At 69.2% G+C, this 16,776-nt stretch carries 9 protein-coding genes; 3 read left to right on the top strand and 6 right to left on the bottom strand.

The annotated features are described in order from the left end of the window. The first annotated feature begins 13 nt into the window (after window positions 1-13). From rplL to OG295_RS13770, 3 genes are all read left to right on the top strand, one after another. On the top strand, window positions 14-397 hold the full coding sequence (rplL, locus tag OG295_RS13780) for a 50S ribosomal protein L7/L12 (RefSeq protein WP_266574554.1): 384 nt from the start codon (window positions 14-16) through the stop codon (window positions 395-397). A 564-nt stretch (window positions 398-961) separates the two neighbouring features. Next, window positions 962-4,444 carry a DNA-directed RNA polymerase subunit beta gene (gene rpoB, locus OG295_RS13775; protein WP_371677138.1) on the top strand — a complete coding sequence of 1,161 codons (3,483 nt, stop codon included), beginning with the start codon at window positions 962-964 and terminating at the stop codon, window positions 4,442-4,444. 97 nt (window positions 4,445-4,541) lie between these two features. Next, window positions 4,542-8,441, top strand: coding sequence for a DNA-directed RNA polymerase subunit beta' (locus tag OG295_RS13770; RefSeq protein ID WP_030230602.1), 3,900 nt, complete (start codon window positions 4,542-4,544; stop codon window positions 8,439-8,441). A 71-nt stretch (window positions 8,442-8,512) separates the two neighbouring features. On the opposite strand, the gene OG295_RS13765 is transcribed toward OG295_RS13770, so the two are convergent. The 6 genes from OG295_RS13765 to OG295_RS13740 all read right to left on the bottom strand — a co-directional run bounded on the left by OG295_RS13765 (window position 8,513) and on the right by OG295_RS13740 (window position 16,728). Then, window positions 8,513-9,487, bottom strand: a complete 975-nt coding sequence (locus OG295_RS13765; RefSeq protein ID WP_371677137.1) for a M48 family metalloprotease — start codon at window positions 9,485-9,487, stop codon at window positions 8,513-8,515. Further along, window positions 9,484-10,425: a hypothetical protein gene (locus OG295_RS13760; protein WP_371677136.1), complete on the bottom strand. Its 942-nt coding sequence runs from the start codon at window positions 10,423-10,425 to the stop codon at window positions 9,484-9,486. The genes OG295_RS13765 and OG295_RS13760 overlap by 4 nt, the downstream gene beginning before the upstream one ends. 16 nt (window positions 10,426-10,441) lie before the next feature. Then, window positions 10,442-12,577, bottom strand: a complete 2,136-nt coding sequence (locus tag OG295_RS13755; RefSeq protein WP_371677135.1) for a hypothetical protein — start codon at window positions 12,575-12,577, stop codon at window positions 10,442-10,444. Then, window positions 12,574-13,335 (bottom strand): hypothetical protein, encoded by a 762-nt coding sequence (locus tag OG295_RS13750; RefSeq protein WP_371677134.1) that lies wholly within the window; start codon window positions 13,333-13,335, stop codon window positions 12,574-12,576. Before OG295_RS13750 ends, OG295_RS13755 begins: the two co-directional genes overlap by 4 nt. A gap of 123 nt (window positions 13,336-13,458) precedes the next feature. Beyond that, a complete protein-coding gene (locus tag OG295_RS13745; protein WP_371677133.1) occupies window positions 13,459-14,172 on the bottom strand; it encodes a Crp/Fnr family transcriptional regulator in 714 nt (237 codons plus the stop codon). A 69-nt stretch (window positions 14,173-14,241) separates the two neighbouring features. Next, window positions 14,242-16,728 (bottom strand): YfhO family protein, encoded by a 2,487-nt coding sequence (locus OG295_RS13740; protein ID WP_371677132.1) that lies wholly within the window; start codon window positions 16,726-16,728, stop codon window positions 14,242-14,244. Between the last annotated feature and the right edge of the window lie 48 nt (window positions 16,729-16,776).

Genomic DNA, 16,776 nt, shown 5'->3' with positions numbered 1-16,776 from the left:
AGGATCGCCCATCATGGCGAAGCTCTCTCAGGACGACCTCCTCGCCCAGTTCGAGGAGATGACCCTCATCGAGCTCTCCGAGTTCGTGAAGGCCTTCGAGGAGAAGTTCGACGTCACCGCCGCCGCGGCCGTCGCCGTTGCCGGTCCGGCCGGTGTCGGCCCCGCCGCCGAGGCCGAGGAGGAGAAGGACGAGTTCGACGTCATCCTCACCGGTGCGGGCGACAAGAAGATCCAGGTCATCAAGGTCGTGCGCGAGCTGACCTCCCTGGGTCTGAAGGAGGCCAAGGACCTCGTCGACGGCACCCCGAAGCCGGTCCTCGAGAAGGTCAACAAGGAGGCCGCTGACAAGGCCGCCGAGGCCCTCAAGGCCGCCGGCGCTGGCGTCGAGGTCAAGTAACACCTCTGGGGCCCTCTGAGGCCCCTTCAAAGGGCGATCACCCGTAAGGGTGGTCGCCCTTTGGCGTACCCCCAGTGCCTGACTTGCCCTGGTCTCGTTGGGGAGTAGGGTGATCATCGTTGCCCCGGTGCGGGGTCCGCGGATGATCCGCTCGGAGCACGGGGCCTTGACGAACGGCCAGCGGCGCGCAATTCTCAGAGCCGTCGCCAGCTCGGCCGGGTCGATCCCGGATTCGAGGCATGGATCGACTACGAAGAGGGCAGTACTGATACGCGCTCTGTGTACGAGGGTCGCAGCGTTGGTGTTGGTTTGAACGAGCTGGGGAAGGCCTGTTGCCGGTTTCCGGAAACCTGGTCTGGACATCAGTGAGCCGAGTGGCTACACTGACCCTTTGCGCTGCCTGTTAGCTGACCCCTGCCCGTCGCCAGGGTCATGCCCACGCTTGAGCACACCTGATTGATATGCCCTGACCTGGTCTTTTGGCCAGCTGGGGACACTCCGTCTTCTGTGTCGGCTGGGACCGGTACGCGCGTAGTGAGTCCGAGCCCTCGGAAGGACCCCCTCTTGGCCGCCTCGCGCAACGCCTCGACCAATACGAACAACGGTGCCAGCACCGCCCCGCTGCGCATCTCCTTTGCAAAGATCAAGGAGCCCCTCGAGGTTCCGAACCTCCTGGCGCTGCAGACCGAGAGCTTTGACTGGCTGCTCGGCAACGCCGCCTGGAAGTCCCGCGTCGAGTCGGCGCTTGAGAGTGGACAGGACGTCCCCACCAAGTCCGGTCTGGAAGAGATCTTCGAGGAGATCTCGCCGATCGAGGACTTCTCCGGGTCGATGTCGCTGACCTTCCGCGACCACCGTTTCGAGCCGGCGAAGAACTCTGTCGACGAGTGCAAGGAGCGCGACTTCACGTACGCGGCGCCGCTCTTCGTCACGGCCGAGTTCACGAACAACGAGACCGGTGAGATCAAGTCTCAGACGGTCTTCATGGGCGACTTCCCGCTCATGACCAACAAGGGCACCTTCGTCATCAACGGCACCGAGCGCGTCGTCGTGTCGCAGCTCGTCCGTTCCCCGGGTGTCTACTTCGACTCCTCCATCGACAAGACGTCCGACAAGGACATCTTCTCCGCCAAGATCATCCCGTCCCGGGGTGCCTGGCTGGAGATGGAGGTCGACAAGCGCGACATGGTCGGTGTCCGCATCGACCGCAAGCGCAAGCAGTCCGTCACCGTCCTCCTGAAGGCTCTCGGCTGGACCACCGAGCAGATCCTCGAAGAGTTCGGCGAGTACGAGTCCATGCGCGCCACCCTGGAGAAGGACCACACCCAGGGCCAGGACGACGCGCTGCTCGACATCTACCGCAAGCTGCGTCCGGGCGAACCGCCGACCCGCGAGGCCGCTCAGACGCTGCTCGAGAACCTCTACTTCAACCCGAAGCGCTACGACCTCGCCAAGGTCGGCCGCTACAAGGTGAACAAGAAGCTCGGCGCCGATGAGCCGCTGGACGCCGGTGTGCTCACCACCGACGACATCATCGCGACGATCAAGTACCTCGTGAAGCTCCACGCGGGCGAGGCCGAGACCATCGGTGAGTCGGGCCGTTCGATCGTCGTCGAGACCGACGACATCGACCACTTCGGCAACCGTCGTCTGCGCAACGTCGGCGAGCTCATCCAGAACCAGGTCCGCACGGGTCTGGCTCGTATGGAGCGCGTCGTGCGCGAGCGCATGACCACGCAGGACGTCGAGGCGATCACGCCGCAGACCCTGATCAACATCCGGCCGGTCGTCGCCTCCATCAAGGAGTTCTTCGGCACCAGCCAGCTGTCGCAGTTCATGGACCAGAACAACCCGCTGTCGGGTCTGACGCACAAGCGTCGTCTCTCGGCGCTGGGTCCCGGTGGTCTGTCCCGTGAGCGGGCCGGCTTCGAGGTCCGTGACGTCCACCCGTCGCACTACGGCCGCATGTGCCCGATCGAGACCCCCGAAGGCCCGAACATCGGTCTGATCGGCTCGCTCGCCTCCTACGGCCGCGTCAACGCGTTCGGTTTCGTGGAGACCCCGTACCGCAAGGTCGTCGAGGGCGTCGTCACCGACGACGTCGACTACCTGACCGCGGACGAGGAAGACCGCTTCGTGATCGCCCAGGCCAACGCCGGCCTGAACGACGAGATGCGCTTCACCGAGAACCGCGTGCTGGTCCGCCGTCGTGGCGGCGAGATCGACTACATCGCCGGCGACGACGTCGACTACATGGACGTCTCCCCGCGCCAGATGGTGTCCGTCGCGACCGCGATGATCCCCTTCCTGGAGCACGACGACGCCAACCGTGCCCTCATGGGCGCGAACATGATGCGCCAGGCCGTTCCGCTCATCAAGGCGGAGGCCCCGCTCGTCGGCACCGGCATGGAGTACCGCTGTGCGGTCGACGCCGGTGACTCGATCAAGGCGGAGAAGGACGGTGTCGTCCAGGAGGTCTCGGCCGACTACATCACCGTCGCCAACGACGACGGCACGTACACCACGTACCGCGTCGCCAAGTTCTCCCGCTCGAACCAGGGCACCTCGGTCAACCAGAAGGTCATCGTCAACGAGGGTGACCGCATCATCGAGGCCCAGGTCCTCGCCGACGGTCCCGCGACCGAAGAGGGCGAAATGGCCCTCGGCAAGAACCTGCTCGTCGCGTTCATGCCCTGGGAAGGTCACAACTACGAGGACGCGATCATCCTGTCGCAGCGCCTCGTGCAGGACGACGTCCTCTCCTCGATCCACATCGAGGAGCACGAGGTCGACGCCCGTGACACCAAGCTGGGCCCCGAGGAGATCACCCGGGACATCCCGAACGTCTCCGAGGAGGTCCTCGCGGACCTCGACGAGCGCGGCATCATCCGCATCGGTGCGGACGTCGTCGCCGGCGACATCCTGGTCGGCAAGGTCACGCCCAAGGGTGAGACCGAGCTGACCCCGGAGGAGCGCCTGCTCCGCGCGATCTTCGGTGAGAAGGCCCGCGAGGTGCGTGACACCTCGCTCAAGGTCCCTCACGGTGAGATCGGCAAGGTCATCGGTGTCCGCGTCTTCGACCGCGAGGAGGGCGACGAGCTTCCTCCGGGCGTGAACCAGTTGGTCCGCGTCTACGTCGCCCAGAAGCGCAAGATCACCGACGGTGACAAGCTCGCCGGCCGCCACGGCAACAAGGGTGTCATCTCCAAGATCCTTCCGATCGAGGACATGCCCTTCCTTGAGGACGGCACGCCGGTCGACATCATCCTGAACCCGCTGGGTGTCCCGTCCCGAATGAACCCGGGACAGGTCCTGGAGATCCACCTCGGCTGGCTCGCCAGCCGCGGCTGGGACGTCTCCGGTCTCGCGGAGGACTGGGCCGAGCGTCTGAAGGTCATCGGCGCCGACCGCGTCGAGCCCGGCACCAACGTCGCCACCCCCGTGTTCGACGGCGCCCGTGAGGACGAGCTCGCCGGCCTGTTCGAGCACACCATCCCGAACCGCGACGGTGACCGCCTGGTCCTCCCGTCCGGCAAGGCGCGCCTGTTCGACGGCCGCTCCGGTGAGCCGTTCCCGGACCCGATCTCGATCGGGTACATGTACATCCTCAAGCTCCACCACCTGGTCGACGACAAGCTCCACGCGCGTTCGACCGGCCCCTACTCGATGATCACGCAGCAGCCGCTGGGTGGTAAGGCGCAGTTCGGTGGCCAGCGCTTCGGTGAGATGGAGGTGTGGGCGCTCGAGGCTTATGGCGCCGCTTACGCCCTCCAGGAGCTGCTGACCATCAAGTCCGATGACGTCACCGGCCGCGTGAAGGTCTACGAGGCCATCGTCAAGGGCGAGAACATCCCCGAGCCGGGCATTCCCGAGTCCTTCAAGGTGCTCATCAAGGAAATGCAGTCGCTCTGCCTCAACGTGGAGGTGCTGTCCTCGGACGGCATGTCCATCGAGATGCGCGACACCGACGAGGACGTCTTCCGCGCGGCGGAGGAGCTCGGTATCGACCTGTCCCGGCGCGAGCCGAGCAGCGTCGAAGAGGTCTGACGGGCCTGACGGGGGGCTCGCTCAAGAGCCCCCCGTCATCCCCGGGACCGTTCAGACCATGATTGAGACTCGACCCCGAAAGAGGGATTGACGCACAGTGCTCGACGTCAACTTCTTCGACGAGCTGCGGATCGGCCTTGCCACCGCGGACGACATCCGAACCTGGTCGCACGGCGAGGTCAAGAAGCCGGAGACCATCAACTACCGCACCCTCAAGCCCGAGAAGGACGGACTCTTCTGCGAGAAGATCTTCGGTCCTACCCGGGACTGGGAGTGCTACTGCGGCAAGTACAAGCGTGTCCGCTTCAAGGGCATCATCTGTGAGCGTTGTGGCGTCGAGGTCACGCGCGCCAAGGTGCGCCGTGAGCGGATGGGCCACATCGAGCTTGCCGCTCCCGTCACCCACATCTGGTACTTCAAGGGCGTCCCGTCGCGACTGGGCTACCTGCTGGACCTCGCGCCGAAGGACCTTGAGAAGGTCATCTACTTCGCCGCGTACATGATCACGTTCGTCGACGACGAGCGCCGTCAGCGCGACCTGCCGTCGCTGGAGGCCCACGTCTCCGTCGAGCGCCAGCAGATCGAGAACCGCCGTGACGCGGACCTCGAAGGCCGGGCCAAGAAGCTCGAGACCGACCTGGCCGAGCTTGAGGCCGAGGGTGCGAAGGCCGACGTGCGCCGCAAGGTGCGCGAGGGTGCCGAGCGCGAGATGAAGCAGCTCCGTGACCGCGCCCAGCGCGAGATCGACCGCCTCGACGAGGTGTGGAACCGCTTCAAGAACCTCAAGGTCCAGGACCTGGAGGGCGACGAGCTGCTCTACCGCGAGCTGCGCGACCGCTTCGGTACGTACTTCGACGGTTCGATGGGTGCCGCGGCGCTGCAGAAGCGCCTGGAGTCCTTCGACCTGGAGGAGGAGGCCGAGCGCCTCCGCGAGATCATCCGTACCGGCAAGGGCCAGAAGAAGACCCGTGCGCTCAAGCGCCTCAAGGTCGTCTCCGCGTTCCTGCAGACCAGCAACAGCCCCAAGGGCATGGTGCTCGACTGCGTGCCGGTCATCCCGCCGGACCTTCGTCCGATGGTGCAGCTGGACGGTGGCCGCTTCGCGACCTCCGACCTGAACGACCTGTACCGCCGTGTGATCAACCGCAACAACCGCCTGAAGCGCCTTCTCGACCTCGGTGCCCCCGAGATCATCGTGAACAACGAGAAGCGCATGCTCCAGGAGGCGGTCGACGCCCTCTTCGACAACGGCCGTCGTGGTCGCCCGGTCACGGGCCCCGGCAACCGTCCGCTGAAGTCCCTGAGCGACATGCTCAAGGGCAAGCAGGGTCGATTCCGTCAGAACCTCCTCGGCAAGCGCGTGGACTACTCCGCGCGTTCCGTGATCGTCGTCGGTCCGCAGCTGAAGCTGCACCAGTGTGGTCTGCCCAAGGCCATGGCGCTGGAGCTCTTCAAGCCGTTCGTGATGAAGCGCCTGGTCGACCTGAACCACGCGCAGAACATCAAGAGCGCCAAGCGGATGGTCGAGCGCGGCCGCACGGTCGTGTACGACGTCCTCGAAGAGGTCATCGCCGAGCACCCGGTCCTCCTGAACCGTGCGCCCACGCTGCACCGCCTCGGCATCCAGGCCTTCGAGCCCCAGCTGGTCGAAGGCAAGGCCATCCAGATCCACCCGCTCGTCTGCACCGCGTTCAACGCGGACTTCGACGGTGACCAGATGGCTGTGCACCTCCCGCTCTCCGCGGAGGCGCAGGCCGAGGCCCGCATCCTGATGCTGTCCTCGAACAACATCCTCAAGCCGGCCGACGGCCGTCCGGTCACGATGCCGACGCAGGACATGGTCCTGGGTCTGTTCTTCCTGACCACCGACGGTGAGCTCCGTGACGTCAAGGGCGAGGGCCGTGCGTTCGGCTCCACCGCCGAGGCGATCATGGCGTTCGACGCCGGCGAGCTCGCGCTGCAGTCGTCCGTCGACATCCGCTTCCCGGTGGGCACCATCCCGCCGCGCGGCTGGGTGGCGCCGGTCGCCGAAGAGGGCGAGCAGGAGTTCCAGCCGGGCGACAGCTTCCGTCTGAAGACGACCCTGGGTCGCGCGCTCTTCAACGAGCTGCTGCCCGAGGACTACCCGTTCGTCGACTACTCGGTGGGCAAGAAGCAGCTCTCCGAGATCGTCAACGACCTGGCGGAGCGCTACCCCAAGGTCATCGTGGCGGCGACGCTCGACAACCTGAAGGCGGCCGGCTTCCACTGGGCGACCCGTTCGGGCGTCACCGTGGCCATCTCCGACGTCGTCGTTCCCGAGGCGAAGAAGGAAATCGTCGCGGGCTACGAGGCCAAGGACGAGAAGGTCCAGAAGCAGTACGAGCGCGGTCTGATCACCAAGGAAGAGCGCACTCAGGAGCTCATCCAGATCTGGACGCAGGCGACCAACGAGGTCGCCGAGGCGATGAACGCGAACTTCCCCAAGACGAACCCCATCTTCATGATGGTTGACTCGGGTGCCCGAGGAAACATGATGCAGATGCGACAGATCGCCGGTATGCGTGGTCTGGTGTCGAACGCGAAGAACGAGACCATCCCGCGTCCGATCAAGGCGTCCTTCCGTGAGGGCCTCACCGTTCTGGAGTACTTCATCTCCACGCACGGTGCCCGTAAGGGTCTGGCGGACACCGCCCTGCGTACCGCCGACTCGGGTTACCTCACCCGTCGTCTGGTGGACGTCTCGCAGGACGTCATCATCCGCGAGGAGGACTGCGGCACCGAGCGCGGCCTCAAGCTCAAGATCGGTGTCAAGGACGAGGCGGGTGTCCTCCGCAAGGCGGACGACGTCGAGACCTCCGTGTACGCCCGCATGCTGGCCGAGGACGTCGTCATCGACGGCAAGGTCATCGCGCCGGCGAACGTGGACCTCGGCGACGTGCTCATCGACGCCCTCATCGCGAACGGCGTCGAGGAGGTCAAGACCCGCTCGGTCCTGACCTGTGAGTCCGCGGTCGGCACCTGTGCTTTCTGCTACGGCCGCTCGCTGGCCACCGGCAAGCTGGTCGACATCGGTGAGGCGGTCGGCATCATCGCCGCCCAGTCCATCGGTGAGCCCGGTACCCAGCTGACGATGCGTACCTTCCACACCGGTGGTGTGGCCGGTGACGACATCACGCAGGGTCTGCCGCGTGTCGTCGAGCTCTTCGAGGCCCGTACCCCGAAGGGTGTCGCCCCGATCTCCGAGGCCGCCGGCCGCGTGCGGATCGAGGAGACCGAGAAGACGAAGAAGATCGTCATCACGCCCGACGACGGCAGCGAGGAGACGGCCTTCCCGATCTCCAAGCGCGCCAAGGTCATCGTGCACGAGGGCGACCACGTCGAGGTGGGCCAGAAGCTCACCATGGGTGCCACCAACCCGCACGACGTGCTGCGCATCCTCGGCCAGCGTGCCGTCCAGGTCCACCTGGTCGGCGAAGTCCAGAAGGTCTACAACTCGCAGGGCGTGTCGATCCACGACAAGCACATCGAGATCATCATCCGGCAGATGCTGCGCCGCGTGACGATCATCGAGTCCGGCGACGCGGAGCTCCTGCCGGGCGAGCTCGTCGAGCGCTCGAAGTTCGAGACCGAGAACCGTCGCGTGGTCACCGAGGGCGGTCACCCCGCCTCCGGCCGTCCGCAGCTGATGGGTATCACCAAGGCCTCGCTGGCGACGGAATCCTGGCTGTCGGCCGCCTCCTTCCAGGAGACGACCCGAGTCCTGACGGATGCGGCGATCAACGCCAAGTCCGACAGCCTCATCGGCCTCAAGGAGAACGTCATCATCGGTAAGCTCATCCCGGCCGGTACGGGTCTGTCCCGCTACCGCAACATCCGGGTCGAGCCCACCGAAGAGGCCAAGGCCGCGATGTACTCGGCCGTCGGCTACGACGACATCGACTACTCGCCCTTCGGCACCGGCTCCGGCCAGGCTGTCCCGCTGGAGGACTACGACTACGGCCCGTACAACGGCTGAGTCGCAGCAGAGCAGTAACCGCAGGGCGGTCACCCGAGAGGGTGGCCGCCCTGCGGCGTTCCCGGGGTGCCTCAGAGGTACTGCTGGAGGTGGTGCAGGCGGGTGCGGTGGTCGGGATGGGAAGCGAGCAGCCGGGCCAGTCGGCCGGTGCCGTCGGCGGCGCCCGTCTCCTTCCCGGCAGGCAGCCCCTGCAGCATCTGGGCCAGCATCGGACCGAAGCCCAGGCCGGCAGCGTGCGCGTCGGCCCGCAGCTCAGCCCGCCGGCCCACGGCGGCGGTCAGGTACGGCAGCGTGAGCAGCAGCAGGGGCAGTCCGTAGGTCGCGGTGAGTGTGGCGAAGGCGAGCCAGCCGAGGAGGACGACGAGGATTCCGGCCGCCGGGTACGAGAACCCGCTGGTGAAACGGACCAGCTTGACCGTGCCCGCAGCCAGCCCCCGCCAGGTCAGCCGCCCCGGCAGTGCGTACCACCAGGCGAGTAGCCCCGACCAGGTGTGGCCACGGGTGTGGTGGCCCAACTCGTGGGCGAGTACGGCGGCCAGCTGGCCGGTCGGAAGGTGCTCCAGCGCCCGTCGGGTGACGGCGACGATGTGTCCGGCCGCGGCCAGGGCGTTCAGGTCGTCGCTCTCCTCGATCCACAGCTCGTAACGCGCGCCGTCCACACCGGCACGAGCGGTGACCTCGCGCCAGACGGGGGCGAGCGTGGCCAGCTCGGCCGGCAGGGGGTGCTGCAGGCCGAGTACGTGACGGGCGAGGAACCGTTCGCTCGGACGGTGGAAGGCGAGGGTGCCGGAGCCGAGCCACAGGGTGGCGGGCAACCAGGCCGGCGGGCCCAGCCAGGCCTCCAGAAGCATGCCCACCCCCACCACCACGAGCAGGCTGGTCAGGAATCCGGGCAGTTGGAGGGCGAGCCGCCCCCAGACGGTGGCGTCGGCGGACCGCTGGCGGGCACGGAGGTGGATCCGGGTGCCGGGGGCGTTCCGGTAGTCGAGGTCCTCTACCGGAACCTTGGACTCCTGCGGGACCCCGGGCGTGGGCGGTGTGATCACGGACGCACCTTCGGGCCGGTCGGAGGGAAGGGGCGCCGGCCGTAGCCGGGAGGCGGATCCGAGGGGGCCTCGTCGGGGGACGGGTCACGGGGGCCAGCTGCCAGGGCCTCGTTGATCTGCTCGAACATGAGCTGCCGGGTGGTGCGCAGCTCGTGGGCCTCAGCCCCGTCCTTGCCGAGCAGCGCCTTGACCTGTTCGAGCCGCGAGGCGAGCAGGTCGAGCTGGTTCTTCTGCATGCTGTCCAGCGCGAGCTTGGTGTCCTGGGGGTGCCGGGCCAGGTGCAGGGCCCAGGCCTGTATGCCGCCCTGGGCGAGGTGGTGCTGGTAGAAGGCGATCCTCTGGGCCTCGTATCCCTGCAGTTCCATCTGGTGCCGGGCGTTCTGGAGCATCCGCTCGTGCTCGATGTTCGCCGGGTCGCGGCGCAGCCGGACGGTCCAGTCGGTCCGCAGGCCGGCGCCCTCGCCGAGTGGCTTTCCCTCCCCGACCCTGCCGAGCAGGGACTCCTCGGCGGCGGCGCTGGACGAGATGGGGAAGCATCGGGCCACCGGGCGGGCGGCCTGCTCCAGCTCGCCGATCAGCAGGCGGGGGACGTCACGGCAGCCGCTGCGGACGTACAGGGCCGGATCGACGACCTGCCAGGTGAGCTCGACGGACAACTCGAATTCGTGGGCGTCGTTGTCGCTGGGCAGCCGGACCTCCGCACTGAGCGGGTGGATGCCGGTGTCCACCTCGTACACGGCGGTGAAGCGCCTGGTGGTCCCCGGCCGGTCCGGAGGCATGAACGGCTCGTAGGCGCCCTGGGCGGATACGTAGACGAGGGCGTAGTCGATACGGGTCCGTGCCCTGCGGGACAGGCCGAAGCGGCCGAGTTGCTGGACGGTGACGACCGCGTCGGTCAGCTCCGTGTGCCGGTGGGCGTGCTGGTCGAAGTCGTACATCGTGCGGGCCTTCCCTTCAGGCGGACTCGATCGGATCGAGGGCTTCGCGCAGCCTGGTGGTGACCGCGGGGTGCGGACCGCCGTCGTCGTCGCCCCGGGGCGTGCGCAGGAGGTGGTCGAGGCGGGAGCGCTCCCGGGGCGTACGGGCCAAGGTGGGCAGCAGCGCGGCCAGGGCCCATTCGGCGGCCTCGTTCCGGTCCGCGTCCCGGATCCAGCCGCGCAGCACCTCCTGCGCCTGCCCGGTGTGGGCGCGGTCGTCGAGCGCGGTGCGCATGAGCCGTGTGATTCCGGACGCGGCGGGGGCGCCCGCGTCCGCCGTCCGGGCGTACCAGTCCAGGATCTGGGGGCGTGCGTGCCCGGCCTCTTCGTCGCGCTGCCCACAGGCGGCGAGGAAGCCGCGCACGGCCAGGTCGAGGGCGGAGCGGTGCTCGGGCAGGGTGCGCAGGAGCTCGGCCAGCACCGTTTCGGCCTGCGGGGAGAGGAGCAGCAGGCCCACCGACGCGGGGAGCTCTTTGGCCACCTGGATGTCGGGGTGCTCCTTGTCGTCCTGCAGGCGCGCCTGCAGGCGCAAGGCGGCCAGGGCTTCGAGGGGGCGCTCGGCCCCGATCAGTCCGTGGGTCCGTACCGCCACCCAGCAGGGCCTCGGGTCATCGGCGTTCGCGCTCCAGCCGTCGATGATGCGGGGGATGTTGGGGGTGCCGATCTGGTGGGCGAGGGTGAGCGCGCTGACGGCGGCGGTCCGTCGCCGGGCCTGGTCGGAACGGGCCCACTTCTCGATGATCAGGGCCATCGCGGACGGCAGGTCGGTTGAGGCGAGCACGGCGGCGGTGGCGGCGGCCCGGGTGCGGACCAGGGGCCGTCCGTCGTTGGCCAGATCGTCGAGCCACCGGAGGAGGGCGGGGCGGGCCGCGGGATGGCCGGTCCACACTTCGGGCAGGACCACCATGGCTGTCCGCTCGTCCCTGAAGGAGGCCTTCACCTGAGTGACGGGACCCCACTCGGTGTCCTCGTCCTCGCGGTACATCCGGGCCCGGGCGAGTTCGAGCCGTTTGCCGATGTGGGTGCTGAAGACGGGGATGGCCTCGTGGCGGTTGGGGTCGCCGACGCGCTGGAGGGCCGAGTAGAGCAGGTCGCTGAGTTCCGCGGTCAGTGCGTACGGGCCCCCGTCGAAGGCGGCGAGCGCGATCAGGAAGGCCTTGTCCCGTAGGTGGACGATCTCCTCGGGCTCGGCGAACCACTCCTGCACCTGGTCCTTCAGTGCGCGCAGCGGGTAGTCGTCGAGCTCTTCCCCGGAGGACTGACCCGTGGCGTGGAGACGTAACGCGGTGGCGTATCCGACGACCTCGCGGAGCTGGGGCTCACGTGAGAGGAAGGTGGCGACGGAAGGCAGGGCGAGCAGTGATTCCGCGGCCCGTTCTCCGGCGTCGCGGGTCACGTGGGCCGCCAGGACGCTCCGCAGTGGGGGTGGCTGCCAGGCCTTCGCCGGGATGGAGCCGTCGAGGTACGCGCCGAGTCCGGTCGTGATGACCAGGTGGGCGTCCTGTTCGCGCATGAGGTCGCGCAGGGCGTTGAACTGGGCCTCGCGCAGGGGCGAGTCGCGGGTGGTGGTGAGGTCGCACAGCACGTAGCCGGAGGCCCTGCCGGGCGGATCGAACAGGGAGGTGAGCTCCCCGGGCCCGGTGGTGTTGTCCAGGGCGTGCACCGGGACGGCGCCGACGCGGCGCAGCAGCATCAGCGCCGCGGTCCGGCGGCCGGTGAACGGCGTGCCGGTCAGTACGAGGACCCGCTCCTTGTGGAGGCGGTCGAGCAGGTCCTCGAAGCCGGTGGATTCGGTGACGAAGGCTCCGGCCAGGCGGTCCAGCGTTCCGGAGGTGATTTCGCCCGAGACGGGGCCGGCGTTGCCGAAGCCGCCGAACCGGTAGTGGATCTCCGTTTTGACATCGCCGATGATCTGGCCGGCGGCGAGCCCGTTGTTGGTGCCGTCGAAGCGCATCGAACTGGGGGCGTGGGAACGGAGCTCGCGGCGGGTGGCCCAGGGCTGCTGGGCTTCCTCTTCCTTCTCCTTGCCGGCCTCCTTGGGATCGGTGGTCTCGTCCGGGGCCCGATCCGGCTGGTCGGCGGGGTGCGATGGATGTTCCGGACCCGTGGTCATCGGCGTTCGCCGAAGTTGATGTCGCCGTGGACCACGCCGGCCTGGACCCCGTTGTTGGTGCCCCCGAAGTGGACCTCTGCCGTCGCCGGCCCGGGCCCGGGCCCGGGCGAGGACGCGGAAGCCGGCGACGGCGTGGGCGACGGAGCGGGGGGCGAGGAGACGGCGGGGGGCGGACCGGTCGCGCCCTGGGGGAGGGGACCGTGGAGCCAGGCGGTCAGGGGCCCGTTCTTGCTGGGCACGGTGATCTCCCGGAACTCCCCGGACGGGATACCGGGATGTTCGTGACGCACGATCCCGCTGTACACCGCCTCCGAGACGCAGAGCGCGTAGTCGTCGGCCCGTTCGCGCAGCGCGGCCCGCAGGGTGTCCCCGTCCAGGAGGCGGCAGGCCTGGTTGAGGTCGCTTCCCACCCAGCCGTCGTGCTCATCGATCATCACGTACCCGGTCGCCAGGACGGCACGCAGCCGGATCTGCGCCGAGCTCGCGGCCAGCCGGTTCACCGTCCGCAACTGGGCGGGCATTTCCGTCAGCAGGGCCCGCAGCAGGGTGTTGAGCGGTGCGCCCGGGTCGATCAGCTCCATGATCGCGTCGCCGCGGTCGGCGCGCATCCGCAGGGTCTGGTCGATGCCGGCGGCCATCAGGGTCCGGTCGACGACGTCGTAGAGCATCCGGCGCAAGTAGGCCTGCTGGACGTCGTCACGGTCGCTGAAGCGCTCCGTGTCGACGAGGAGGAAGGTGCGGTGAAGCGGGTTGCTCATGATCGCCTCTCGTATGGGATCCCTGCGGTGACATGAGAATGGGGCAGGCGGGCGCGCCGCCGTGAGGGCGGATGACGCACCCGGAGTGTGACGGTGTGCACTGAGCGGGAGGGGGAGTGCGGGTCAGTCGGCGTCCGGTGACTGGGCGATGCGGCGCAGCACGTCCGGACGTACGATCACCAGCGCGCGGCGGCCTGTGACCACTACCCCGCGCTCGCGCAGCTCCTTGAGCTGGCGCTGGACCATCTCGCGGGAAGCCCCGACGGCGCCGGCCAGCTCTTGTTTCGTCAGCGGGACGGCCACCTCCACGCCCTCCTCGGTGCGTCGGCCGTGCGTGCGCGCCAAGTCCTGGAGGAGGACGGCGAGCCGCTCGCGCACGCTCATGGCCGCGAACTCCAGGCGGCGGCGGTCGGCTGCGCGGGTGCGGTCCGAGGTGAGGGCAAGGAGCTGAAGGGCCACGCCCGGGGCTCCGGCGAGGAAGGCGCGGAAGCGCTCGTGCTCGACGGCCACGGCGCGTACCGGTTCGAGGGCGGTCACGGTGGCGGAGCGGGGGCGGCCGGTCAGGGCGGCGGACTCGCCGATGATGTCGCCAGGGCCGCGCAGGGCGAGCAGGGCCTCGTACCCGTTGGCCGCGGAGGCGGTGACTTTGGTCCAGCCGTGGAGGATCAGCAGGACGTGGGCGGCGGGTTCGTTCTGGTGGATCAGGGTGGCCCGGGCCGCGAAGGGGATCTCACGGCCGAGCGCGCGTAAGGCGGCACCCTCCTCGTCCTCCAGCCGGGCGAGGAAGGGGACCCGGTCGTCCAGCCCTCCGTCGCCCGTCAGATGTGCCGACGTCATGCGCGCCCCCCGTCGTCGAGGCGGTCAATGTACTGGCCAAGGGGGGTGCGCGGCGGGGGAACGGGAGGATTACAGGGAGCGGCGGCGCCTGCGGAAGTGGGTGGTGAGGGGGACTGTCAGGAGGGTGAGGAGGGCCAGGGCCGCGGCTGCGAGGCCGGGGGGGAGGCCCTTCGGGGTGAAGGTGCAGGAGACCTTGTCGGTGCCCGGGGTGAGGGGGACCGCGAGCAGGCCGTGGAAGGGGCGGACCGGGGCGGTGCACTGCCAGCCGGGGACGGCCGTCGTCGCGAGGACGGCGGTGCCGGTGGCGCCCTTCGGGAGGGTGGCCTCGATGGTGTGGCCGCCCGCGGTGACCTCGGTGGCGCCGGTGGCGGTGAGGTGGCCGACCGTCCTGTCCAGGGCGGCGCGGTCCAGGCAGCCGATGGGGTGGGCGCCCGCGGTGGCGTCCCGGGTGTGGGTGTCGACGGTGACCTCCAGGCGGCCGGACGCGGGGACCGGGCCCAGGGGGAGGACGCCGCTCATGCGGTCTTCCAGCGTCCGTTGGGTGGCTCCGGCCCGGAGGGTGCCGTTCAGCTCGGGGGAGTACCAGTAGGCCTCGGAGCCGGGGGTGCACTGGGCCGCGTACGTCTGCGCGGTGGGGGTGCCGCCGCGGGTGACCTCGGGGACCTCGTAGACGGTGGCGCCGAGGACGGTCTCCTGGCGGGCGTAGACGCTGTCCGCCGGGTGGGGGGAGGTGTAGTCCCCACCGCGGACCGTGACCAGGGGCGGCGCCGGGAACTTCGAGCCGGTCCAGGTGCCCGGGGTGGCTCCGGGGCGGACCCGGGCGCCGATGGAGAAGATCGCGTCGAGCACCGGGTTGTCGGCGCCGAAGAAGGTCCGGCCGTCGTTCTTGTAGCCGTAGCCGAGGGGTTCCAGGGCCTGGTACGTGGCCTCCGGCAGGTAGCTGCTGTAGTACTGCGGGCCCTCCGCCCGCAGGGCGAGGCCGTCGTTGTACGAGGTCTGCGGCGCGCCGGAATCCGTCCGGTAGGCGGGCCAGCCGTCCACCCCCCGGACCGCTTCGAAGTGGCGGGTGATCGACTGGCTGGAGGTGGCGGCCGGGGTGGCCCAGCGCTCGCGGGCGCGGCGGGCGTCGGCGTTGGCCGCGGCGACCGCGGACTCGGCGAAGACCACGCCGATCATGAGGACCGCGGCGACGGGGACGAGGTGGCGGCGCTTGTCGCCGAGCGCGAGCAGGGTCAGGGCGAGCAGGGAGACGGCTCCGCCGCCCAGGACCGCCGGCCAGGTCCAGCCGCCGAAGTCGTCGGTGTGGCGCAGTACGAAGGTGGCCGTGACCAGGAGGGCGGCGGCCAGTGCCAGGTGCAGCGGGCGCGGCCGGTTGGCCAGCGCCAGCCAGGCCACGATGACCACCATGCCGCTGAAGACGAAGGCCTCGCGGTACGGATTGCCGTTCGGGACGGCCAGTCCGTGCCACACGTACTGGGTCGGCGGGAACTGGAAGGAGGCGACGACCAGCAGCGTCGCGGCCGCCCACACCAGGCGGGTCTTCTTCGCGATGGCGGTGTTGAACAGGAAGCTGCCCGCCAGGATCAGCCCCAGCGAGGCCACGTACAGGCGCGGCCGGCCGCCCCACAGGTGGGTGGCCGGGAGCATTCCGGCGAGGAAGACCTCGATGCGGACGGGGTCGAAGGCGGCCGCCTTGGTGGGCTGCGCCGCCCCACTGGACAGGAACGACGGCAGGAGCAGCGGCAGGGTCAGCAGGATGCCCACGACCGTCGCGGAGGCGGCCCGCCACAGGGCGCGCAGGCGCTGCGCCCCGGTCAGGTCCAGGGTGGCCAGGCGGACGGCCAGCAGCACGCAGGCGGCCATCGTGGCCATCATGGCGGTGTAGAAGTTCCCGAACCACGCGAGGGCGACGAACAGGGCGACGCCCGGCCAGCGCCGCTCCTCCAGGCACCATTCGACGGCGATGCCGAGGAGCGGGAGCGCGACCAGGCCCCACAGCCACATCGGGATGTACGAGGCGTCGCTCAGCGCCCACCCGCACAGCCCGTACACGGCCCCGAGCGTGCCCCGCTGCCACCAGGGGCCGGGCTGGAGCTTGCCGAGGTAGACGGTCATCAGCGCGGCGGCCGCGCCCATCGTGACCGGGGTGATCGCGAAGACGGCCAGGTCCACGTGTGCGCGCGGGACGAGGACGGCGAGCCAGGAGAAGGGGTTGCCGAGGTAGGTGTAGTAGTCGGACAGGAACTGCTGTCCGAAACCTCCGCTCCAGCTGAACAGGACGTCGCCGGAGGCCTGGCCGTGGACCAGGTCCCACAGGGCGCGGTGGAAGGGCACGTACTGGTTGGCCTGGTCGTTGATGGCCCGGCCGGTGTTGCCGAAGGGGAAGCTGCCGCGCGCCGCCCAGGCCGAGCAGAAGGCGCCCGAGGTGACCAGGAAGGCCAGCAGGGGCCCGTAGAGGCGGGTCAGGCGCCCGCCGAGGCGTGGTGCCCCGGGGGTCCGGCCGCCGTCCGGGGGCGGGGTGTCCGCCGTCGTCGGCTCCGAGGTGACCGTCCCCAATGTCCTGCTCCTGGCGCTCGTACGTGTTTGGTCTGACTCGCTGGGATT

Origin of the sequence: Streptomyces sp. NBC_01276 (assembly GCF_041435355.1) — a bacterium.
Taxonomy (GTDB): Bacteria; Actinomycetota; Actinomycetes; order Streptomycetales; family Streptomycetaceae; genus Streptomyces.
Note: the sequence above shows the minus strand (reverse complement) of the source record. Positions and strands in the feature narration are given on the sequence as shown.